Raw genomic sequence first — 21,346 nt, 5'->3', positions numbered from 1 at the left:
TTCCCTTCAGTCCCGGGGGAGGCCGAGGATGCGCTCGGCGACGACATTGAGCTGGACCTGTGTGGTGCCGCCGGCGATGGTCAGGCAGCGGGACATCAGAAAGCCGTGCACCGCCCGCTCCCCCTCCCCCTCGTACACCGCCCCGTCCGGGCCGAGGAGTTCCAGGGCGAGTTCGGCGGCCTTCTGCTGGTGGACGGTCTGGACGAGTTTGCGTACGGAGGCGCCCGCGCCCGGTTCGAGGCCGGAAACCTGCTGGAGTGTGGTGCGCAGGCCGATGCAGGCCAGGGCGTGGGCCTCGGCGGCGAGGGCGCCGATCCGGGCCCGGCAGGCGCCGTCGAGTCCGGCGGCGCGGGCGATCAGCGCCTCCAGGCCGGTGTCGAAGCTCATCTGGTCGGCCATGTGGACGCGTTCGTTGCCCAGGGTGTTGCGGGCGACCCGCCAGCCGCCGCCCGGTTCTCCGACGAGTGCGTCGGGGGGCAGCAGGACGTCGTCGAAGTACACCTCGTTGAAGAGGGCGTCGCCGGTGATCTCCTTCAGCGGGCGGATGTCGATGCCCTCGGTGTTCTTCATGTCGACGAGGAAGTAGCCGAGCCCCTGGTGCTTGGGGGCGTCCGGGTCCGTCCTGGCGAGCAGGATCCCGTGGTCGGCCCACTGGGCGGCGCTCGTCCACACCTTCTGGCCGTTGATCCGCCAGCCCTCGCCGGTGCGTTCGGCGCGGGTGCGCAGCGAGGCGAGGTCGGAGCCCGCGCCGGGTTCGGAGAAGAGCTGGCACCACCGGAGGTCGCCGCGCAGGGTGGGCAGGAGGTAGCGGTCCTGCTGGGCGGGTGTCCCGTGGGCGATGAGGGAGGGCACCACCCAGGTGGCGATGGACAGGTCGCTCAGCTCGACACCCTGCTCGCGCAACTCCTGCTGTACGGCCAGCTGTTGTACGGGGCCGGCGTCCAGCCCGTGGGGCGCGGGCAGATGCGGGGCCGCGTAGCCGGTGGGGGCGAGGGTCCGGCGGGCGGCGTGCGGGTCGAGGCCCCGGGCGGCGGCGACGGCCTCGCGGGCGGCCGCGCGGTGTGCGGCGGCCTCCGGCGGGAGTTCCAGGGCGAGCTCGCGGCGCGCCCCGTCACCGGCGAGCCGGACGGCCCGCTGCCGGTGGCCGTCCCCGGCGCCCAGCAGCTGCCGGGCGACCACGGCCCGGCGCAGATACAGATGGGCGTCGTGCTCCCAGGTGAAGCCGATGCCGCCGAGGACCTGGATGGCGTCCTTGGCACAGCTGTAGGCGGCGTCCAGCGCGGTCGCCGCGGCGAGGGCGGCGGTCAGGCCGCGCGCCTCGGCTGGCCCGGTGGCGGCACGGGCGGCGTCCCAGGTCAGGGCGCGGGCCTGTTCGACGCGTACGAGCATGTCGGCGCAGAGGTGCTTGACGCCCTGGAACTGCCCGATGGGCCGGCCGAACTGCTCGCGGACCTTGGCGTGTTCGGTGGCGGTGTGCAGCGCGTGGGCCGCGGTGCCGCACGCCTCGGCGGCCAGGAGCACGGCGGCCAGGTCGCGGACGAGCCCGGAGTCGGTGGCCAGCAGCCGCCCGGCGGGGACGAGGACCCCGTCGGCGCGGATCGCGGCGGTGGGCCGGGTCGGGTCGGTGCCGCGGTGCGGGCGCACGGTCAGCCCGCGCGCCCCGGTGTCGACGGCGAACCAGCGGATGCCGTCCGCGTGGGCGGCGGGGAGCAGCAGCAGAGCGGCGTCGGCCCCCGACAGGACGGGCGGCGGGTCCCCGTCGAGGAGGTGGCCGCCCTCGTGCTCGACGGCGGTGAGGGTGCCGGGGCCGAGGGCGACGGCGCCGATGCGGGTGCCGGCCGCCAGGTCGCGTACGAGCTCTCCGGCGCCGGCCGCGTTCAGTACGGCCGAGGCGAGGGCGTTCGCCAGGTGGGGGCCCGGGAGGGCGGCGCGGCCCGCCTCCTCCAGGACGACGGCCAGATCGAGGAGGGTGCCGCCCCCGCCCCCGTACTCCTCGGGCAGATGGATGCCGAGCAGCCCCTGTCCGGCGAGCCCGTCCCAGTACGCGGGGCGTGCGCCGGAGGGAGTTCCGCTGGAGTCCGCGTCGAGAAGTCTGCGGATTTCTGCGGGTGGCACGGCTCGCGCCAGCCACCCCCGTACGGCCTGTGCGAGCGCGCGGTGTTCTTCGGTGATTCCGATGCCCATGCGGATCCTCGCCGGTCGCAGCCACTGGAACGGCGCAAGAGTAGAACACGTTCCAATCTGACGGAAGGTCAGATGGACATCCGGTTGCGGCCCGGACGGGAGCCCGGCCCGGGGGCGTGTCCTGTTCGTGCCCCGTTCACCGGAATACCGCGGACATGCGGAAGGTTTCACCCTGCACACACTTGGCGGTCGACGCTGCCCGCCGCGAGGACCGCACTCCTGCCCGCCCCGCCCCCTCACCGCTGCCCGGAGGCCGCGCATGCCACAGACGACGCACGAACAGCCCGCCGCGGAGCTTCCCGATCCGCGGACGGCGAGGGCGGGTCGCGGGATCGTCCCCGTCCTCGCGTTCGCGGGCATCACCGTCGCGGTGATGCAGACCCTGCTCGTCCCCATCATCAAGGACCTGCCCGCCCTTCTGCACACCGACCCGTCGAACGCCACCTGGGTGATGACGGCGACGCTGCTCGCCGGAGCCGTCTCCACGCCGATCATGGGGCGGCTCGGGGACCTGAACGGCAAGCGCCGGATGCTGCTGGCCAGCCTCGCCGTGATGGTGATCGGCTCGCTGATATGCGCGTTCACCGACGACCTCGTGATCATGATCGTGGGCCGCGCCCTCCAGGGCTTCGCCATGGGCGCCATCCCGCTGGGCATCGGCATCATGCGCGACGAGCTGCCGCGCGAGAAGCTCGGCTCGGCCATGGCCCTGATGAGCTCCTCGATCGGGGTGGGCGGCGGACTCGCGCTGCCCGCCGCCGCGCTGGTCGCCCAGCACACCGACTGGCACACCCTCTTCTTCGGCTCGGCCGGTCTCGGCGTGCTCGCGATGGCGCTGACCGCGGTGGCCGTGCCGGAGACCTCGCTGCGGGCCCCGGGCCGGTTCGACATCACCGGCGCACTCGGCCTCTCGCTCGGCCTGGTGCTCCTGCTGCTGCCCATCACCAAGGGCAGTGACTGGGGCTGGACCTCGCCCACCACGCTCGGGCTGATCGCCGCCTCGCTGGTGGTCCTGGTGCTGTGGGGCCTGTTCGAGCTGCGCAGCGACGCCCCGCTGGTCGATCTGCGCACCACGGCCCGCCGTGAGGTCCTGCTGACCAACCTCGCCTCGATCATGGTCGGGGTCGCCTTCTACGCCGTCTCACTGGTCCTGCCCCAGCTGCTCCAGCTCCCGAAGTCCACCGGCTACGGCCTCGGCCAGTCGATGGTGGTCGCCGGGCTCTGTGTGGCCCCGCTCGGACTGACGATGATGTTCGTCGCCCCGCTGTACGCCCGGATCTCCGCCCGCCGGGGCCCCAAGGTCTCGCTGATGCTCGGCATGCTGATCATCGCGATCGGCTACGGGGCGGGGCTCGGCCTGATGAGCGCCGCCTGGCAGACCGTGGTGACCGCGGTGCTGCTCGGGGCCGGCATCGGGCTCGCCTACTCCTCGCTGCCCGCCCTGATCATCGGGGCCGTCGACGCCTCCGAGACCGGCGCGGCCAACGGGCTGAACACCCTGATGCGTTCGATCGGCACCTCGGTGTCGAGCGCCGTGATCGGCATGGTCCTGGCCCACACGTCGGTGCGGATGGGCCCCGTCACCGTACCCAGCATGGAGGGGTTCCGGACCTCGTTCATGATCGCGACGGGTGCGGTGGTGATCGGCCTGGTGCTGGCGTCGTTCCTGCCGTCGCAGCGCCCGTCCGGCGCGCCGGTCCTGCTGGCGAGCAGCGCGGGCGACGCGGCGGCAGCGCGGACCGGCGCCACCCCGCTCCCCCTCGCCGGCTCCGACGGCTTCCGGGGCCGGGTGCTGGACGCCGAGGGAGCACCGGTGGCCGGCGCCAATGTGACGCTGATCGACCGGCAGGGCCGGCAGGCCGGGCTCACCACGACGGACGCGCAGGGCCGCTGGGCGCTCGCCGCACCCGGCGGCGGCACCTTCGTGCTCGCCGGATCGGCCTCCGGGTACGCGCCCCGCGCCTACCCGGCCGCGTACCCGTCGGACGGCGGCCTCGTGGACACCGATCTGGTGCTGGCGGTCAGCGCACCGGAGCGTCGAAGCGCGCTGCGGTCGTGAGCAGATGAGAGACGTCCGTCCCCACCGGGAGTTCCCTCGGCGCCGTGCCCCGGGTGAACAGCCGGGCGGGGCGGGCGCCCTGGACCCGGGCCCGGTGCCCGTCGACACGCAGCCATGACCCCTCGCGCAGGCCGAGCACCGGGACGTCGTTCTCCTCCAGGAATTCGGTGAGCCGCTCCTCGCGGGTCTCGCCCTTGTGGGTGCTGTCCGGGTCCGGGTCCAGATAGTGCGGGTTGATCTGGAACGGGACCAGGCCCAGCGTCTCGAAGGACGGCGGCTGCACGATGGGCATGTCGTTGGTCGTGCGCAGGGTGGGCGCCGCCATGTTGGTGCCGGCGCTGGCCCCCATGTACGGCAGCCCCGCGCGCACCGCGCCGGTCACGGCGTCGCGCAGACCGGTCCGGTAGAGGGCGCTCAGCAGCCGGAAGGAGTTGCCGCCGCCGATGAACACGGCGTCGGCCGCGTCGAGCGCGGCGGCCGGGTCGGCGTGCTCGTGGACCCCCCGCACGCTGATCCCCGCCGGTTCGAGGGCGTCGCGGACGCGTGCGGTGTACGTGGCGTAGTGGGCGAGCGCGTAGGGCACGAAGGCCAGCCGGGCGCCGGCGGGCAGGAACGCGGTGACGGTGTCGAGGGCGTGTTCCAGGTAACCGCAGCCGTACTGGGTGGAGTTGGAGAGCAGGAGCAGATTCACGGGGTTCCTCTTCGGGTTCTCTCGGTCAGGTCGTGGGGGTGCGGCGCGTCCGGGGCTTCGGGCGCTGGGGCGGGTGGGTGAGGCGCTTCTCCAGCAGTCCGGCCGCGTGCCGCAGCGCTTCGAGGCGGTTCTCCGGTGCGCCCTCGAAGCGCTCCTCGGCCCCGCCCAGGCTGAGGCTCCCGTACGGTTCGCGGCCGAGGAAGACCGGTACGGCGACGGTCGCCACGCCGGTGTCGTACTCCCCGACGGTCCAGGCGTATCCCTGGGCGCGGACCTTCAGGAGCTCCTGCTCCAGCGCGTCCGGGTCGGTGACCGTCCGGTCGGTGAAGCGGGCCATCGGGCGGCCCCGGAAGAGCCGGTGGCGCTGTTCGTCCGGCAGATAGGCGTAGAACGACTTGCTGGTGGCCCCGGCGTGCGCCGGGTAGAGCTCACCGACCAGCGGGTAGTAGCGCAGCGGCCCGGTCTCGCCCTCCTCAGCGGCCACGCACCGCATGTGGAAACTGTCGGGCAGACAGAACAGCACGGTGTCACCGGTGACGCGGCGCAGCTCCTCCAGGACCGGTCCGGCCAGCAGCTCCAGGGATCCCGAGCGCTCCCAGAGCCGGCCCAGCCGCAGTACGGCGGGGCCGATGCGGTAGCGGCGGGTGGCCGGGTCGGAGACCAGGAAGCCGCGCCCCGCGAGGGTGGCGAGCAGCCGCTGGGCCACCGAGGTGTCCCAGCCGAACTCCTCGGCCACCTCGGTCACGCCCCAGTCGGGCCGGGTCCGCTCGAACGCGAGCAGCACCAGGAGCGCCCGGTCGACCGTCTGCAGGGCGCCGGCGGGGGTGCGCCGGTCCAGATCGAACTCCGTCATAGCCATCTCACCATTCAGACCTGAATTGCAGATAACGGGAAACTGTTGCGCTCAACGCTATCCGATCCCGAATCTGCTCTCAGCACCCCGTCCGGCGCCCCACTCCCTGCCGGGCTCCGGACGGGTGTGACGGATGCGCGAGAAAGGCCCCCCATGCTGAAGTACGTACTGGACATCGTCGATCTGCTCGACGACCCCCAGGCCAATGGAAAGACGGTCGCCGAGTACCTCGACTCGGCGGCCGGGGCCGAGGGCTCGTCCGCTCAGGTCACCACCGTCGCCGGTGAGCGGGGCTCGACCGACTTCGTGTCGGTCCGCATCCCCGGTTCCCGGGGGCGCGCGGCCGGCGGCGACGCCCGCACCCTCGGCGTCGTCGGCCGGCTCGGCGGGATCGGCGCCCGGCCCGGGGTGACCGGCCTGGTCTCCGACGCCGACGGCGCGGTCTCGGCGCTGGCCACCGCCGCCAAGCTCCTCGACATGCGCCGCCGGGGCGACGTACTGCCCGGCGACGTGGTCGTCGCGACCCACGTCTGCCCGGACGCGCCGACCGAGCCGCACGACCCGGTGCCGTTCATGGGCTCGCCCGTGGACATCGCCACCATGAACCGGCACGAGGTGACCGGCGAGATGGAGGCGGTCCTGTCCATCGACACCACCAAGGGCAACCGGATCATCAACCACAAGGGCCTCGCCCTGTCGCCCACCGTCAAGGAGGGCTGGGTGCTCCGGGTCGGCGAGCAGCTGGGCGAGCTGCTGGCGGTGGTGACCGGTGAGCCGTTGGTCACGTACCCCGTGACCACGCAGGACATCACGCCGTACGGTAACGGTGCACACCACATCAATTCGATCCTCCAGCCCTCCACCGCGACGGCCGCTCCCGTCGTCGGCCTGGCCATCACCTCGGCCGCCGCCGTGCCGGGCTGCCAGACCGGCGCGAGTCACGAGAGCGACATCGCGTCCGCCGCCCGCTACGCCGTGGAGGTCGCCAAGGCCTTCGGCGCGGGCCACCTGGACTTCCACGACGCGGTGGAGTTCGACAACCTCGTCAACCGCTACGGGTCGCTGGCTCATCTGCAGACCCTCGGCCGCACACCCCAGGAGTCCTGATGGCAGCCGCCCCGCAGTCCGGTGCCGTGGCCCCCGCGGCCAAGAGCATCGGCAGCGACGACTACTCGCTCTCGCGCGTCCCGCGCGACAAGCGGTTCGGTTTCTGGTCGATGCTGCTCCAGTGGCTGGCCCAGTCCGGTTCGATCTCGCAGTTCACGCTCGGCGCCACCATCGGCGTCGGGATGACCTTCGGCAACGCCTTCCTCGCCTTCACGCTCGGCGCGGTGATCCTGGAGATCGTGATCTTCGCGATCGGCCTGGCCGGGATGCGCGAGGGCCTCGCCACCCCGATGCTGACCCGCTGGGTGGGCTTCGGCCGCAACGGCTCCGCGCTGGTCAGCTTCGTCATCGCGGTCAGCCTGGTCGGCTGGTTCGGCGTCCAGAACACGATCTTCGGCAACAGCGTCTCGGCGCTGGTCGGCGGGCCGTCCTGGATGTGGTGCGTGCTCGCCGGGATCGCCATCACCGCGCTGGTGATCTTCGGCTTCAAGTACATGGCCAACTTCGCGAAGATCGTCACCCCGCTCTTCTTCGGCATGGTCGCCTGGTCGGTCGTCACGACGCTGAACGACCACTCGCTGAGCGACCTGGTCCACTCGCCGCCGCCCGGCGACACGATCCCCCTGGCGGTCGCCGCCACCGCCATCGCGGGCGGCTACATGACCGGCGCGATCGTCTCGCCGGAGATGACCCGCTACAACCGCAAGGGCTCGCACGTCTTCCTGCAGAGCGCCTCGTCGATGATCCTGTCCGAGTACATCGTCGGTCTGACCGGTGTGCTGCTCGGCCACCTGGTGAAGAGCAACGAGGTCTCGCACATCGTGCTCTCCACCTCCGGCGCCTTCGGTGTGATCGTGGTCCTGATGTCCACGGCGAAGATCAACGACTGGAACCTGTACGGCTCCTCGCTCGGCGTCGTCAACTTCTTCCAGGTCGTCTTCGGCAAGCGCGTCCACCGCGGCGCGGTCACGATCGTCCTCGGCATCGCGGGCACCCTGCTGTCCGCGGTCGGGATCATGACCCACTTCACCGAGTTCCTCACGATCCTCGGCGTCGCGATCCCGCCGATCGGCGGGATCGTCGTGGCCGAGTACTGGGTCGTGAAGCGGATGCGCAGGCCGCTGGACGAGACCCGGGCGGCCGAGACCCTGCCGACGTCCTCGCCGACCTGGGTCCCGATGTCGCTGGTGATCTGGGTCGCGGCGTTCTGCGTCGGCAAGTTCTACGACGGCGGCATCCCGGCCCTGAACTCGCTGGCCACCGCCTTCGTCCTGTACAGCGTCCTGGGCCTGCTGGGCTGGGTCAGGCCGTACGGCACCTCCGCCCTGGACGACGAGGACGGCGCCGCCCCCGCCGCCCGCACCACCACCCCCGTGGGAGCAGCATGAGCACCGCACCCGGCACCACCCCCCTGGTCCCCGCCTCCGAGGAGGCGCAGGCCGAGGTCATCGACCTCTGCGCCGAGCTGATCAGGTTCGACACCTCCAACCCCACGAGCAACGAACGCGCGAGCGCCGAGTGGGTGGCCGGCCGCCTCGCGGAGGCGGGCATCGCCTCCGAGCTGATCGAGTCCGCACCGGGCCGGGCCAGCGTCGTCGCCCGGATCGCGGGCCGCGACCCGGAGCGCGGCGCCCTGCTGGTCCACGGCCATCTGGACGTGGTCCCCGCCGACGCCTCCGAGTGGCAGGTGCCGCCCTTCTCCGGCGAGATCCGGGACGGCTACCTCTGGGGCCGGGGCGCGATCGACATGAAGGACACGGTGGCCGTCATGCTGGCCACCGCCCGGCACCTCGCCCGCACCGGTACGAAGCCCTCGCGCGATCTGGTCCTGGCCTTTCTCGCCGACGAGGAGGCGGGCGGCAGGTTCGGCGCCCACTGGCTGGTCGAGCACCGCCCCGAGCTGTTCGCCGGGGTCACCGAGGCCATCGGCGAGGGCGGCGGGTTCTCCTTCGCCCTGGACGACACCCGGCGGCTCTACCCGATCGAGAACGCCCAGCGCGGCATGGCCTGGATGGAGCTCACCGCGACCGGCCGGGCCGGCCACGGCTCGTCCCCCAACGACGAGAACGCGGTCACCGACCTCGCCGAGTCGCTGACCCGGATCGGCCGCGAGACCTTCCCGATCCGGCTCGTCGAACCGGTCCGCGCCCTGCTGGAGGAGGCCGCCCGGCTCTACGGCGTGGAGTTCGACGAGCACGACGTCGAGGGGAGCCTCGCGAAGCTGGGCCCGGTCTCCGACTTCATGCAGGTGGTGCTGCGCAACTCGGCCAACCCCACCATGTTCGACGCGGGTTACCAGACCAACGTCATCCCCGGAAAGGCCACCGCCCGCGTCGACGGCCGCTTCCTGCCCGGCCACGAGCAGGAGCTGATCGACACCATCGACCGGCTTCTGCTCCCCTCGGTCACCCGCGCGTGGGTCAACCACGACATCGCGATGGAGACCTCGTTCGACGGACCGCTCGTGGACGCCATGTGCGAGGCGGTGCGCGCCGAGGACCCGGACGGCCACCCGGTGCCGTACTGCAACCCCGGCGGTACGGACGCCAAGGCCTTCACCCACCTGGGCATCCGGTGCTTCGGCTTCAAGGGCCTGAAGCTCCCGCACGACCTGGACTACGGACGGCTCTTCCACGGCGTGGACGAGCGGGTCCCGCTGGAGGGCCTGCGCTTCGGCGTCCGGGTCATGACCCGCCTCTGGCAGAGCTGCTGACCCCGACCCGGACTCACCCCTCCCGCACGCCCCCGCCGACCCCCTCGGCGGGGGCGTGCGGCACGATAAGCGCCGTCGACCTACCCCGTCCCACCAGGAGGAACCCCGTGGCCGCCGAGCCCAAGCCGGAGATTCTCGCCGCGTTCCAGGCCGCCAAGGGCTTCATGCCGGTGGTCGAGGGGCTCGCGCTGTACGCCGCCGCCACCGAGGCCGCCGCGCTCGGGCTGCCGCTGCTGGAGGTGGGCACGTACTGCGGACGTTCCACGATCCTGCTCGCCGACGCCGCGCGCGCCGCCGGGGTCACCGCGCTCACCGTCGACCACCACCGGGGCAGCGAGGAGCAGCAGCCCGGCTGGGAGTACCACGACCCGACGGTGGTGGACCCCGAGGTGGGCCGGATGGACACCCTGCCGACCTTCCGCCGGACGCTCCACGCGGCCGGTCTGGAGGAGCACGTGGTGGCGCTGGTGGGCCGCTCCCCGCAGGTCGCCGCGGTCTGGGCCGGCCCGCTGGGCCTCGTCTTCATCGACGGCGGCCACACGGACGAGCACGCGAACGGCGACTACGAGGGCTGGGCGCCGCATGTCGCCGAGGGCGGGCTGCTGGTGATCCACGACGTCTTCCCGGACCCGGCGCACGGTGGCCAGGCCCCGTACCGGGTCCATCTGCGGGCGCTGGCGTCGGGGGCGTTCACCGAGATCTCCGTCACGGACTCGCTGCGCGTGCTGCGGCGGACCGGGGCCGGGATCTGAGCGCTCCGGACACCGACAGGGGTGCCGGATAGCATCGCCGGGTGCGTCACGACGAGAGCGTTCCCCCCACCTTCCGCCGCCCGGCCGTGTTCGCGGCGGCGGCCATCGCGCTGTGCCTGGGCGCGGCCGGCTGCGGCGGCGACGGCGGCACCGCACAGGCGCGGCCCGGCCCGGGCGGCGTCGCGGCGTCGTCCCCGCCGGCCCCCTCCTCGTCCGCTCCGGTGCGCACGACCCCGTCCCCGTCGAAGCCGCCGGCCTCCCCGTCCGCGCCGGAGACGGGGTCCGGACCGCTGGCCGGCAGGACGGTCGTCATCGACCCCGGGCACAATCCGCGCAACTATCTGCACACTGCCGAGATCAACCGCCAGGTGGACATCGGCACCACGCACAAGGAGTGCGACACCACCGGCACCTCCACCAACGCCGGTTACGCGGAGGCGGAGTTCACCCTCGACGTGTCGCACCGGCTGCGCGCCCTGCTGCGGGCGCAGGGCGCGAAGGTGATCCTGACGTACGACGACGACCGGCCGTTCGGGCCGTGTGTGGACGAGCGGGCCCGGATCGGCAACAAGGCCGGGGCGGACGCGGTGGTCTCGGTGCACGCGGACGGATCGGCGGCCGGGAACCGCGGCTTCCATGTGATTCTTCCCGCACTGGTGCGCGGCGGAAGCGCGGACACCTCGAAGATCGTCGGCCCCTCGCGCGATCTCGGCACCCGTATCGCCGGTCTCTTCGTGCGCAGTACCGGAAGTTCCCCTTCCAATTATGTGGGCGGCAATACCGGTTTGGACACGCGCAAGGATCTGGGCGGCCTGAATTTGTCGACCGTGCCCAAAGTCTTCATCGAATGCGGCAATATGCGTGATCCCAAGGACGCCGCCCTGCTCACCAGCGCGGGATGGCGCCAGAAGGCCGCCCAGGGCATCGCCGACGGCATCAGCAGCTACCTCAACGGGCAGTAAGAGGTGATTCTGCGATGAATTCGGGAGGATGTCCGCCCAGGAACCGGGCAGGGACACAACCCGCCCGGGCAGACGATAGATTCATCCGTACGATGGGGAGCCGTTCCCGAGCTTTGCGCCGTACCCGCCGTACCGGCGGCAACGACGACCGCCCCGACGAGACGACCGACTAAGGACCTTCACGTGAATATCCGCTCCCTCACTCGAGGCGATGGCGTGGTGATCGGAGCAGCGGTCGTGCTGTTCATCGCCTCTTTCCTCGACTACTTCGACTACGGAAGCACCAGCGTCGACGCCCCCAACTCCTGGGACTCCCTGGGCAACGGGATCGGCGTCTACATGGTCGGGGTGATCGGCGCAGCACTGATCGTGCTCTCCCGCTCGCAGCCCCAGCCGCGCAAGGTCCTGGGGCTGGACCTGGCCGCCTTCGGTGTCGCCGCCACGGTCTTCACCGCGTGGAACATGTTCTGGACCATCATCGACCTGGGCCAGATCGACGCCGGTGCCGGCCTGATCCTCGGCCTGATCGCCTCGCTGGCCCTGGCCGGCGGCGCGGTGGCCACCTCGCTGGTCCCGGCGCTCCAGGCCCCGCTGTCGGGCGCCCCGAAGCCGCAGGCCGTGCAGCCGCCGTACGGTGGCCAGCCCGGCCAGGGCTACGGCTACCCGGGCGGCCAGCAGCCGTCCTACGGTGGCCAGCAGCCGGGTCAGCCGCAGCCGTACGGTGCGCAGCAGCCCGGTCAGCCCGAGGCCCAGCAGCAGGCCCCGGCGCCGGCCCAGCAGGCTCCGGCCGCCGGCGGTGCGCCCTCCGGTGACTTCACCCCGTTCTGGTTCGCGGTGCCGGTGGCCCGGCAGCTGTACGGCGAGGACGGTTCGCCGTCGCCGATCGCCGAACTGGCCCCGGGTACCTGGTACCTCGCGGTCGAGCAGCGCGGTGCGGCCCTGATCGCCCAGACGCAGGACGGCCGTCGCGGCGTCCTCCAGGACACCACGGGCATCCAGCGCGGCTGAGACCCGGACGCGCCCAGCCACCACAGCGGCCCCCCGCCCCTTCCGGGCGGGGGGCCGCTGTCGTACCCTCCGACTGTATCTGATGCGGCGTCAGGAATGCTGGGAGGCGGCGGAATGCGGCTCGGACTCGCGCTCGGTTACTGGGGCCGCGGCCCGGACCCGGCCCACCTGGATCTCGCCCGCGCGGCGGAGGACCTGGGCTACGACTCCGTGTGGACGGCGGAGGCCTGGGGCTCGGACGCCTTCACCCCGCTGACCTGGATCGCCGCCCACACCTCCCGCATCAGGCTGGGCACCGCCATCGCGCAGATGGCCGCCCGCACCCCGACCGCCACCGCCATGCACGCGCTGACCCTGGACCATCTCTCCGGCGGCCGGATGATGCTCGGCCTCGGACTCTCCGGCCCCCAGGTCGTGGAGGGCTGGTACGGCCGGCCGTTTCCCGCGAGCCCGCTCACCGCGACCCGCGAGTACGTGGACATCGTGCGCCAGGTGCTCCGCCGCGAGGCCCCCGTCGAACTGGCCGGCCGGTTCCACACCCATCCGTACGAAGGCCCGGGCGCCACCGGCCTCGGCAAGCCGCTGAAGCCCATCACACATCCGCTGCGCGCCGGGCTGCCACTGCTGCTCGGCGCGGAGGGGCCGAAGAACATCGCCCAGACCACCCGGATCGCGGACGGCTGGCTGCCGCTGTACTGGTCGCCGCTGCGCACCGATGTGTACGAGGCCTCGCTCGGCGGCCTCCCCGAGGGATTCATGATCGCGCCGATGGCCCGGGCGCGGGTCTGCGACGACGTGGCCGAGGGGCTGCTTCCGGTGAAGGCGATGCTCGGCTTCTACATCGGCGGCATGGGCGCGGCCGCCCGCAACTTCCACGCGGACCTGATGGCACGGATGGGGTACGGGGCCGAGGCGCGCACGGTCCAGCGGCTGTTTCTGGAGGGCCGCAAGGAGGAGGCGGTGCTGGCCGTCCCGGACGCCTTCGCGGACGAGATCTCACTGGTCGGCCCCCGGGAGCGGATCGCGGAGCGGCTGGAGGCCTGGCGCAAGGGGCCGGTGACGGATCTGCTGGTGACGGCGCCCGATCCGCACACGCTGCGGGTGCTGGCGGAGCTCAACCACTGAGCGCCGCCGGCAGCCTTCCCTCGCGGGTCCAGCCCAGCAGCTCGTCCGCCGTCCAGGTCGTGACGACGCGGTCCGGCGGGACGTGGCACTCCTCGGCGCGGGCGCAGCCGTGGATCTGCCAGTCCAGCTGGCCGGGCGCGTGCGCGTCGGTGTCGACGGCAAACAGCGTGCCCGCCGCCACGGCCTGCCGCAGCAGCCGGCGTGGCGGGTCCAGCCGCTCGGGCCTGCTGTTGATCTCCACGGCGGTGCCCGCCTCGGCGCAGGCGGCGAAGACCTCCTCGGCGTCGAACCGCGACTCGGGGCGGCCCCGGCCGGTGACCAGGCGCCCGGTGCAGTGGCCGAGGACGTCCGCCCGCGGATGGCGCACGGCGGCGAGCAGTCGCCGGGTCATCGGCGCGGGGTCCATCCGCAGCTTGGAGTGGACGGAGACCACGACCACGTCGAGCTGTTCCAGCAGCTCGTCCTCCTGGTCGAGGGAGCCGTCGGGGTTGATGTCGCACTCGATGCCGGTGAGCAGCCGGAAGGGAGCCCAGCGCTCGTTGAGCTCGGCCACCGCGGCGAGCTGTTCGCGCAGCCGCTCGGGCGAGAGCCCGTTGGCCACGGTGAGCCGGGGCGAGTGGTCGGTGAGCACCGCCCAGTCGTGGCCCAGCGCCGCCGCCGTCCGCCCCATCTCCTCGATCGTGCTGCCGCCGTCCGACCAGTCGGAGTGCAGATGGCAGTCGCCGCGCAGCAGTGCGCGCAGCCGCTCGCCGCCCTCCGCGAGCGGTCCCGCGCTCTCGGTCTCGGTCTCCAGCCGCTCCAGGTACGCGGGCACCTCACCGGCCACCGCCTCCCGGATGACCTGGGCGGTCCTGGGACCGATGCCCTTGACCCGCTCCAGCGAGCCGTTCGTCACCCGCTGGACCACCTCGCCGTCGGGCATCGCCGCGACGGTGCGGGCGGCCGTGCGGAAGGCCTGGACGCGGTAGGTGTCGCCCCCGCCGCGCTCCAGCAGGAAGGCGATCCTCTCCAGGGCCCGGACCGGGTCCATGGCACCTCCTCGCGGGACGGGACGGGCTGCCCGTCCAGCTTGGCCCAGCACCCGCCGGCCCGCACACCGGCCGCGCCCGCAGGCGGGTCAGCCGAAGGACGCGCACGCCGGCCAGGCGTCGCGCACGGCGGGGCCGTCGCCGTCCGGGGTGAACGACGGCACCCGCGCGTCCGGGACCTCCTCGGCGGCGCGGGTGCGGACGATCTCGCCGACCCAGCGGTGGGCACCGCCGACGTGGACGGCGAGATCGCGCAGCGTCCAGTGCGCGAGAAGAGCCATGGCCGCGCTCCAGGACGCGGGCGGGACGTCCCGCCCGGCGTCATCCGCCGAGCTGCGAGGCGGACGGCACCTGGTCCTTCACCTCGGCGCCCGCGCTCTTCCCGGCGTCCTTGATGCTGTTGATGACGCTCTCGAACGAGCCGATGTCACCCGCGCCCGCCTCGCCCTTGCGGAGCTTGGACCCCAGGCCCTTGAGCGACTCGATGCCCGCGGTCAGCGGGGCGACGGCCTTCGACAGCAGCGGGTCGCCCTTGGCGTTCTCCGACGCGGCCTTGAGCCGGTTGTAGGCGAAGCCGCCCGCGAGCCCGGCCTTGACGAGCGCGAAGGTCCGCCCGTCCGCGCCCTTCTTGAACTTCCCCGCGCGGTACGGCTTGACGATCCACTGGTACGAAGCCCCCGCCGCGAGGCCCGCGTTGGTCACGAACCTGGTCTTGGCGAACTTCTGGGCCTGGGCCGACGACGTGCCGCTGGGCGAGGCCGAGCTGCTCGCGCCGCTGTCGTCGTCATCGCTCCCGCACGCGGTGGCGCTCACCAGCACGGTGCAGGACAGCAGCAGCGCCACGAACAGTCGGCGGAACGGTACGGATCGGGGCACGGCGGGCCTCCCTGGCGGGGCACATGACGGCGCACATCTCGGCGGGTGCCGGGACCCGGCACTCCCCCGCAAGGCTGTCCGCGCCGGGCCCGCCCCGCCACCCGGGACCACCCGTCCGGGTTTCGCACGGCCGATCGCGGTAATCCGGAAGCCATGTCTTACACCAGAGGCAACGGAAGCAGTACCGCAGCTCGTGTCGTCGCCCTAGTGGCCGACATCATGGCCTTCATCATCGGCCTGTGGATCCTGATGTACCTGCTCGACGCGAACCGGGGCAACGACCTGGTCAACTTCGTGCAGCACACCGCCCGGTGGCTCGCCGGCTGGTCGTACGACCTGTTCACGTTCGACGAGGCGTGGGCCCGGGTCGTCGCCGGTTACGGTCTGGCGGCCGTGGTGTACCTGTTCATCGGCCACGCGGTGGCCGGCCGCATCCGCCACTAGTGGAGGCGGCGGCGCACCCGAGGATCAGCGCGTCAGCCGCAGCAGTCCGGCTCCAGCCCCCTGGGCAGCCTTTCCCCGCTGAAGACCGCGGTGGTCGCCTCGTCCCCCCCGAGGGCGGCCACCGCCAGCAGCAGTGAACCGGCGGTCCAGGTGGTGTGCTCCTCGGGCCAGAAGGCGCGGTTCCCCTCGAAGACGTACCCCGTCCAGTACATCCCGCCCTCGGCGCGCAGATGCTGGATGGACTGGAGGATCTCCAGGGCCCGGTCGGACTCGCCCATCACCCAGAGGGCCAGGGCCAGTTCGCAGCTCTCGCCGCCCGTCACCCAGGGGTTGGGCAGCACACAGCGCACCCCGAGGCCCGGCACGACGAAGCGGTCCCAGCCCTCCTCGATCCGCCGCGTGGCCGCCTCGCCGGTGAGCGCGCCGCCGAGGACCGGGTAGTACCAGTCCATCGAGTAGTGGCTCTTGTCGAGGAAGCGTTCCGGGTGGCTGCGGATCGCGTGCCCCAGCGCCCCGGTCGCCAGCTCCCAGTCGGGCTGCGGCTCCTCGCGGCGTTCGGCGAGTGCGAGCGCGCAGCGCAGGGCCTGGTGGACGGAGGAGGAGCCGGTCAGCAGCGCGTCCGTCACCGGGGTGCCGTCGGCCTCGCGCTTCCAGCCGATCTGGCCGCCGGGCTGCTGGAGCCGCAGGACGAACTCGACGGCCGCGAAGACCGTCGGCCACATGCGGTCGACGAACGCGTCGTCGCCGGTGGCGAGGTAGTGGTGCCAGACGCCGACGGCCACATAGGCGCAGAAGTTGGTCTCCAGGCCCCGGTCGGTCGGCCGCTGCGGGTCGCCGTCGTGGTAGGCGGCGTACCAGGAGCCGTCCGCGTTCTGGTTGCGGGCGAGCCAGTCGTACGCGCGGGCGGCGGCCTCGTGCTCACCGGCCGCGTCCAGGGCCATCGCGGCCTCGGTGTGGTCCCACGGGTCGAGGTGGTGGCCCCGGAACCACGGCAGCGCACCGTCCTCGCACTGCTCGGCGAGCAGCGCGGCGACGGTCTCGGCGGCCTGCCCGGCGGTCAGGACCCCGGGCAGGACGAGGTGTTCGGTCCGCTCGGGAAGACTCACGCCTCGGCCTTGGCAACGTCGCCGTCGCGCACCGCGGCGGCGGGCAGGTGGGGCTTGGTCGCGTACGCCACGAAGCTCTTGCCGACGACCGGGTTGAGCAGCTGCTCGGCGACCCGGGTGGCCAGCGGCTTCTTCATGATGTCCCAGACCAGGAGCTTGTGGTACGCCCGCACCGGCAGCGCCGCGTCCTCGCCGTCGCGGCCCACGCCGAAGGCGCACTTGAGCCACCAGTACGGCGAGTGCAGCGCGTGCGCGTGGTGGGTGCCGTAGGGCTTGAGGCCGGCGCCGCGGATCTTGCCGAGCAGCTCGTCGGCCTTGTAGATGCGGATGTGGCCGCCCTCGACCTCGTGGTAGGCGTCGGACAGCGCCCAGCAGACCTTCTCGGGGCCGTAGCGCGGGACGGTGATCGCGATGCGCCCGCCGGGCTTCAGGACCCGGACCATCTCGGCGAGCACGCCCTTGTCGTCGGGGATGTGCTCCATGACCTCGGAGATGATCACGACGTCGAAGGACTCGTCGGGGAAGGGCAGGTTGAGCGCGTCGCCCTCCATCGCCGTGGCGGTGGCGCCCTCCGGGGCCTCCCCGGCCTCCTTCATCGCGGCGAACCACTTCGCGACCTCGCGGATCTCCTCGCCGTTCCGGTCGAGAGCCACCACCTGGGCGCCGCGCCGGTAGCACTCGAAGGCGTGGCGTCCGGCGCCGCAGCCCAGATCGAGCACTCGGTCGCCTGCGGCGAGCGGGAAGCGGGTGAAGTCCACGGTCAGCACGAATGCCTGCTTTCGCGGTCGAGGGGTCGGGAGGGGGAGGGCGGAGCGTCAGGGGCCCGGAGGGCGGGGCGGTGTCACCGTCGGCCGCCGGGGCCGGTGGCGGCGCGGGCGGCGATCGCCTCCCGGTAGAGCGCGGCGGTGCCGATCGCGGCCTGCTTCCAGGTGAACCGGGCGAGCACCCGCTCGCGGCCCGCGGCCCCGAGCCGCGCGCGCAGCTCCGGGTCGCCGAGCAGCCGGCCGAGCGCGTCGGCCAGCGCCCCGGCGTCGGCGGGCGGCACCGCGAGGCATGTCTCGCCGTCCGCGCCCGCGACCTCGGGGATGGCTCCGCCGGTGGTGGCGACGAGCGGGGTGCCGGTGGCCATGGCCTCGGCGGCGGGCAGCGAGAAGCCCTCGTACAGGGACGGGACGCAGGCGATCTGGGCGCTGCGCACCAGGTCGACGAGGTCGGTGTCGCTGATGCCCTTGACGAACTCGACGGCGTCCCCGAGCCCGTGCCGCTCGATGGCCTGCGCGACCGGCCCGTCCTCGGCCCGCCGGCCGACGACGACGAGGTGCGCGGCGGGGTTGTCGGTACGGAGCTTGGCGAGCGCGTCGACGAGGTGGACGAGGCCCTTGAGCGGGACGTCGGCGCTGGAGGTGGTGACGATCCGGCCGGGGACCTCGGCGACCGACGGGTCGGGCGACCAGAGGTCGGTGTCGGCGCCGATGTGCACGACATGGACGCGGCGGGGCTGCACCCCGAGGTGGTCGACGATCTCCTGCTTGGAGGAGCCGGAGACGGTGAGCACGGACGGCAGCCGGCGGGCGACCCGCTTCTGCATCCGGGTGAAGGCGTACCAGCGGCGGACGGAGGCGCGGCGGCGGCGGTTGGGGGCCGCGTCCAGGTCGAGCTGCCGGTCGACGGTGATGGGGTGGTGGATCGTGGTGACGAGGGGGGCGCCGAGGTCTCCGAGGAGCCCGTAGCCGAGCGTCTGGTTGTCGTGGATGACGTCGAACTCGCCGCGCCGGGCGGCGAGATGGCGCCGGGCGCGCAGGCTGAAGGTGAGCGGTTCGGGGAAGCCGCCGGTCCACATCGTGGCGACCTCGGCCGCGTCGATCCAGTCCCGGTACTCGCCGCGCTCCGGGGTGCGGAACGGGTCGGGCTGCCGGTAGAGGTCGAGGCTGGGCAGCTCGGTGAGCGGGACGCCCTCGTCGAGCACCGGATAGGGCTGGGCGCCGATCACCTCGACGCTGTGGCCGAGGCGGGCGAGCTCGCGCGCGAGGTGGCGTACGTAGACGCCCTGGCCGCCGCAGAAGGGGTTGCCCTTGTACGTGAGGAGCGCGATGCGCAGCGGCCCGTCACCGGCGCCCGTACCCGACGTATCGACGCCCGTGCGGGGGCCCGACTCTATGGCCTCAGCGGTCACACTCGGCCCCCTTCTCACTGCGTGTTCGCCGGAGCGTAACCGCTCACGCTAATCTAGAACAAGTTTCAGACTTGATCGTTCAATGAGCTACGAATCTACCGGCAGGTAGCGTCGGTGCAACGGCCGGATCAGGTGATTCGCGCCACGGCACACACCCTGGCATGCTGTGCGCCGCCGTACCGGCCGCCGCGTCCTCGCGGTCGCGGAGAGAAGCCACGGGGATGGGACACATGACAGCGGAAGCCCGACCGGCATCGCCGCCCCTGACGGAGCGCCAGGAGGCCCGCCGCCGCCGCATCCTGCACGCCAGCGCCCAGCTCGCCAGCAAGGGCGGTTTCGAGGCCGTCCAGATGCGCGAGGTGGCGGAGGCCGCCGGAGTGGCCCTGGGCACCCTGTACCGCTACTTCCCCTCCAAGATCCACCTCCTGGTCGCCACCATGCAGGACCAGCTCCAGCACATGCATGGGACGCTGCGCAAGCGCCCCCCGGCCGGGAACGACGCGGCGGAGCGGGTCGCCGACACCCTGATGCGGGCCTTCCGCGCGATGCAGCGCGAACCCCATCTGGCGGACGCCATGGTGCGGGCGCTGACCTTCGCGGACCGCAGCGTGAGCCCCGAGGTGGACACCGTCTCACGGCTCACGACGGCGATCGTCCTGGACGCGATGGGCACCGCGGACCCGACGCCCGAGCAGCTCTCGGCCGTCCGGGTGATCGAGCACACCTGGCACTCCGCGCTGATCACCTGGCTGTCGGGCCGGGCGTCGATCGCCCAGGTGAAGATAGACATCGAGACGGTGTGCCGGCTGATCGCCCTGACGGCGCCGGACCCCGCCCCCTGACTTCCTCGCGGTCCTGCCCATGTGCGGCGCCCACACGCCGTACGGGCCAGGTGGGGTGCCCTGCACCATATCGACGACGGCACGGTGTTCATACGGTTCGGCGACATCACAGGAACACGCCGAGGAGCCGGTCGCCATGCGTCGCACAGCCAGCAGATCCCGCAGATCCCGCACCCCCGTCCGTACCGCCGCCGTCCTGGCCGCCGCCGGTCTGCTGCTGACCGGCTGCACCGCCGCCGGAAAGGCCGGCGACTCCGGCCCGGGGAAGTCCGCCGACGACGCGGCCGTGAAGGTCGGCCTGGTCTACTCCCGGACCGGCCTGCTCGCGGACTACGGCAAGCAGTACCGCGACGGCTTCATGGCGGGCCTGGACTACGCGACCAAGGGCACCCGGAAGGTCGCGGGCCACCGCATCGAGGTGACCGAGCAGGACGACGCGGGCGACCCGGGCAAGGCCGTCTCCGCCGCGAAGAACCTCATCGGCAAGGGCTACAAGGTGCTGGCCGGCACCACCGACTCCGGCGTCGCCCTCCAGATGGCACCCCTCGCCGCCCAGAACAAGGTGCTCTACGTCAGCGGCCCGGCGGCCACCGACGCGGTGACCGGCATCAACGGCTACACCTTCCGCTCGGGCCGGCAGTCCTACCAGGACATCCTGACGGCGGGGGCGATGCTCGGGGACGCCGAGGGCAAGAAGGTCACGGTGCTCGCCCAGGACTCCACCTTCGGCCAGGCCAACGTGACCGCGGTGAAGGGGGTGCTCGGCGCGAAGGGCGCGAAGGTGGGCTCCGTGCTGGCGCCGCCGAGCGCGACGGACCTGACGCCGTTCGCCCGTCAGGTCAAGGCGGGCGGGCCGGACCTGGTCTTCGTCGCCTGGGCCGGGTCCACCGCCCCGGCGCTGTGGACCGCGCTGGACCAGCAGGGGGTGCTGGGCGCGGGCAAGGTCGTCACCGGGCTCGCCGGCACCGCCTCCTATCCGGTGTTCGGGGCGGCCGGGGCCAAGGTGTCGTTCCTGGCGCACTACTTCCCGGGCGCGGGCGGCGGCAACGCCGTGGAGAAGGCCATGCTCGACGCGGTGACGAAGGCGGGCGGCACCCCCGACCTGTTCACCCCGGACGGCTTCACCGCCGCCCAGATGATCGTGCACGCGATCGCCGAGGGCAGCGCCACCGATCCGGCCGCGATGGTCAAGGCCCTGGAGGGCTGGAGCTTCGACGGGGTCAAGGGCAAGGCGCAGGTGCGGGCCGAGGACCACGCGCTGGTGCAGCCCATGTTCGTGGCCCGGCTGACCGGCAAGGGCGCCGCCCTGAAGCCCGAACTGCTGGACACCGAGCCGAGCGACACCGTGGCACCGCCCGTGAAGCCCTCGGCGGGCTGAACCGTGACCGCACCCCAACCCCGCACCCTCGGCCACCGGGACGGC

General features: G+C 72.7%; 19 protein-coding genes and 1 pseudogene. 11 read left to right on the top strand and 9 right to left on the bottom strand.

Annotated elements, in window-relative coordinates; genetic code table 11:
- Positions 1–6 precede the first annotated feature (6 nt).
- On the bottom strand, positions 7–2,184 hold the full coding sequence (locus RLT58_RS25555; RefSeq protein WP_311312700.1) for an acyl-CoA dehydrogenase family protein: 2,178 nt from the start codon (positions 2,182–2,184) through the stop codon (positions 7–9).
- Positions 2,185–2,443: 259 nt separating this feature from the next.
- Here RLT58_RS25555 and RLT58_RS25550 point away from each other — a divergent pair, with 259 nt between their 5' ends.
- Complete coding sequence (locus tag RLT58_RS25550; RefSeq protein ID WP_311312699.1) at positions 2,444–4,243, top strand: MFS transporter; 1,800 nt, start codon at positions 2,444–2,446, stop codon at positions 4,241–4,243.
- Here RLT58_RS25550 and pepE read toward each other — a convergent pair.
- Together pepE and RLT58_RS25540 are read right to left on the bottom strand one after the other, a co-directional pair.
- Complete coding sequence (gene pepE / locus RLT58_RS25545; protein ID WP_311312698.1) at positions 4,206–4,934, bottom strand: dipeptidase PepE; 729 nt, start codon at positions 4,932–4,934, stop codon at positions 4,206–4,208. The two genes, RLT58_RS25550 and pepE, sit on opposite strands and share 38 nt — an antisense overlap.
- A gap of 25 nt (positions 4,935–4,959) precedes the next feature.
- The gene (locus tag RLT58_RS25540) at positions 4,960–5,793 is read right to left on the bottom strand and encodes an IclR family transcriptional regulator (protein WP_311312697.1); all 834 of its coding nucleotides are present in this window, start codon (positions 5,791–5,793) and stop codon (positions 4,960–4,962) included.
- 147 nt (positions 5,794–5,940) lie between these two features.
- On the opposite strand from RLT58_RS25540, the gene RLT58_RS25535 reads away from it, so the two are divergent.
- From RLT58_RS25535 to RLT58_RS25505, 7 genes are all read left to right on the top strand, one after another.
- Positions 5,941–6,894 carry a DUF1177 domain-containing protein gene (locus RLT58_RS25535; protein ID WP_311312696.1) on the top strand — a complete coding sequence of 318 codons (954 nt, stop codon included), beginning with the start codon at positions 5,941–5,943 and terminating at the stop codon, positions 6,892–6,894.
- Positions 6,894–8,282, top strand: a complete 1,389-nt coding sequence (locus RLT58_RS25530; protein WP_311312695.1) for a cytosine permease — start codon at positions 6,894–6,896, stop codon at positions 8,280–8,282. The genes RLT58_RS25535 and RLT58_RS25530 overlap by 1 nt, the downstream gene beginning before the upstream one ends.
- Positions 8,279–9,607: a M20/M25/M40 family metallo-hydrolase gene (locus RLT58_RS25525; RefSeq protein WP_311312694.1), complete on the top strand. Its 1,329-nt coding sequence runs from the start codon at positions 8,279–8,281 to the stop codon at positions 9,605–9,607. The genes RLT58_RS25530 and RLT58_RS25525 overlap by 4 nt, the downstream gene beginning before the upstream one ends.
- Before the next feature lie 107 nt (positions 9,608–9,714).
- Positions 9,715–10,359, top strand: a complete 645-nt coding sequence (locus RLT58_RS25520) for a class I SAM-dependent methyltransferase (RefSeq protein ID WP_399131681.1) — start codon at positions 9,715–9,717, stop codon at positions 10,357–10,359.
- Between the two features lie 41 nt (positions 10,360–10,400).
- Positions 10,401–11,321 (top strand): N-acetylmuramoyl-L-alanine amidase, encoded by a 921-nt coding sequence (locus RLT58_RS25515; protein ID WP_311312693.1) that lies wholly within the window; start codon positions 10,401–10,403, stop codon positions 11,319–11,321.
- A 216-nt stretch (positions 11,322–11,537) separates the two neighbouring features.
- Positions 11,538–12,329: a DUF5336 domain-containing protein gene (locus RLT58_RS25510; RefSeq protein WP_311312692.1), complete on the top strand. Its 792-nt coding sequence runs from the start codon at positions 11,538–11,540 to the stop codon at positions 12,327–12,329.
- A 114-nt stretch (positions 12,330–12,443) separates the two neighbouring features.
- Positions 12,444–13,454, top strand: a complete 1,011-nt coding sequence (locus RLT58_RS25505; protein ID WP_311312691.1) for an LLM class F420-dependent oxidoreductase — start codon at positions 12,444–12,446, stop codon at positions 13,452–13,454.
- Here RLT58_RS25505 and RLT58_RS25500 read toward each other — a convergent pair.
- The 3 genes and pseudogenes from RLT58_RS25500 to RLT58_RS25490 form a co-directional block, all read right to left on the bottom strand.
- Positions 13,444–14,484, bottom strand: a complete 1,041-nt coding sequence (locus tag RLT58_RS25500; RefSeq protein WP_311312690.1) for a PHP domain-containing protein — start codon at positions 14,482–14,484, stop codon at positions 13,444–13,446. The genes RLT58_RS25505 and RLT58_RS25500 overlap by 11 nt on opposite strands.
- Positions 14,485–14,589: 105 nt before the next feature.
- Positions 14,590–14,763, bottom strand: a pseudogene (locus RLT58_RS25495) (maleylpyruvate isomerase N-terminal domain-containing protein); the annotation flags it as partial.
- A 40-nt stretch (positions 14,764–14,803) separates the two neighbouring features.
- Complete coding sequence (locus RLT58_RS25490; RefSeq protein ID WP_311312689.1) at positions 14,804–15,358, bottom strand: hypothetical protein; 555 nt, start codon at positions 15,356–15,358, stop codon at positions 14,804–14,806.
- 153 nt (positions 15,359–15,511) lie between these two features.
- Here RLT58_RS25490 and RLT58_RS25485 point away from each other — a divergent pair, with 153 nt between their 5' ends.
- Positions 15,512–15,802: a hypothetical protein gene (locus RLT58_RS25485; protein ID WP_311312688.1), complete on the top strand. Its 291-nt coding sequence runs from the start codon at positions 15,512–15,514 to the stop codon at positions 15,800–15,802.
- Positions 15,803–15,834: 32 nt separating this feature from the next.
- On the opposite strand, the gene RLT58_RS25480 is transcribed toward RLT58_RS25485, so the two are convergent.
- The 3 genes from RLT58_RS25480 to RLT58_RS25470 form a co-directional block, all read right to left on the bottom strand.
- On the bottom strand, positions 15,835–16,908 hold the full coding sequence (locus tag RLT58_RS25480; RefSeq protein ID WP_311312687.1) for a prenyltransferase: 1,074 nt from the start codon (positions 16,906–16,908) through the stop codon (positions 15,835–15,837).
- On the bottom strand, positions 16,905–17,675 hold the full coding sequence (locus RLT58_RS25475; protein ID WP_311312686.1) for a class I SAM-dependent methyltransferase: 771 nt from the start codon (positions 17,673–17,675) through the stop codon (positions 16,905–16,907). The genes RLT58_RS25480 and RLT58_RS25475 overlap by 4 nt, the downstream gene beginning before the upstream one ends.
- 74 nt (positions 17,676–17,749) lie before the next feature.
- Positions 17,750–19,081 carry a glycosyltransferase family 4 protein gene (locus tag RLT58_RS25470; RefSeq protein WP_311312685.1) on the bottom strand — a complete coding sequence of 444 codons (1,332 nt, stop codon included), beginning with the start codon at positions 19,079–19,081 and terminating at the stop codon, positions 17,750–17,752.
- Between the two features lie 230 nt (positions 19,082–19,311).
- Between RLT58_RS25470 and RLT58_RS25465 the strand changes: the two genes are divergently transcribed.
- Positions 19,312–19,923 carry a TetR family transcriptional regulator gene (locus RLT58_RS25465; protein ID WP_311312684.1) on the top strand — a complete coding sequence of 204 codons (612 nt, stop codon included), beginning with the start codon at positions 19,312–19,314 and terminating at the stop codon, positions 19,921–19,923.
- 136 nt (positions 19,924–20,059) lie between these two features.
- Positions 20,060–21,301, top strand: a complete 1,242-nt coding sequence (locus RLT58_RS25460) for a substrate-binding domain-containing protein (RefSeq protein WP_311312683.1) — start codon at positions 20,060–20,062, stop codon at positions 21,299–21,301.
- Positions 21,302–21,346: the final 45 nt, after the last annotated feature.

The sequence above is a fragment of the Streptomyces sp. ITFR-16 genome (genome assembly GCF_031844705.1).
Lineage (GTDB): Bacteria > Actinomycetota > Actinomycetes > Streptomycetales > Streptomycetaceae > Streptomyces.
The sequence above is the reverse complement of the archived record's forward strand: the minus strand, read 5'-3'. Positions and strand labels throughout refer to the sequence as shown.

Excerpts from the sequence above, each read along its gene's own strand:
- RLT58_RS25535 (WP_311312696.1), top strand. The coding sequence starts at position 5,941 with ATGCTGAAGTACGTACTGGACATCGTCGATCTGCTCGACGACCCCCAG.
- RLT58_RS25505 (WP_311312691.1), top strand. The coding sequence starts at position 12,444 with ATGCGGCTCGGACTCGCGCTCGGTTACTGGGGCCGCGGCCCGGACCCG.
- RLT58_RS25485 (WP_311312688.1), top strand. The coding sequence starts at position 15,512 with ATGTCTTACACCAGAGGCAACGGAAGCAGTACCGCAGCTCGTGTCGTC.
- RLT58_RS25540 (WP_311312697.1), bottom strand. The coding sequence starts at position 5,793 with ATGGCTATGACGGAGTTCGATCTGGACCGGCGCACCCCCGCCGGCGCC.
- RLT58_RS25525 (WP_311312694.1), top strand. The coding sequence starts at position 8,279 with ATGAGCACCGCACCCGGCACCACCCCCCTGGTCCCCGCCTCCGAGGAG.
- RLT58_RS25555 (WP_311312700.1), bottom strand. The coding sequence starts at position 2,184 with ATGGGCATCGGAATCACCGAAGAACACCGCGCGCTCGCACAGGCCGTA.
- RLT58_RS25460 (WP_311312683.1), top strand. The coding sequence starts at position 20,060 with ATGCGTCGCACAGCCAGCAGATCCCGCAGATCCCGCACCCCCGTCCGT.
- RLT58_RS25530 (WP_311312695.1), top strand. The coding sequence starts at position 6,894 with ATGGCAGCCGCCCCGCAGTCCGGTGCCGTGGCCCCCGCGGCCAAGAGC.
- RLT58_RS25500 (WP_311312690.1), bottom strand. The coding sequence starts at position 14,484 with ATGGACCCGGTCCGGGCCCTGGAGAGGATCGCCTTCCTGCTGGAGCGC.
- RLT58_RS25465 (WP_311312684.1), top strand. The coding sequence starts at position 19,312 with ATGACAGCGGAAGCCCGACCGGCATCGCCGCCCCTGACGGAGCGCCAG.
- RLT58_RS25550 (WP_311312699.1), top strand. The coding sequence starts at position 2,444 with ATGCCACAGACGACGCACGAACAGCCCGCCGCGGAGCTTCCCGATCCG.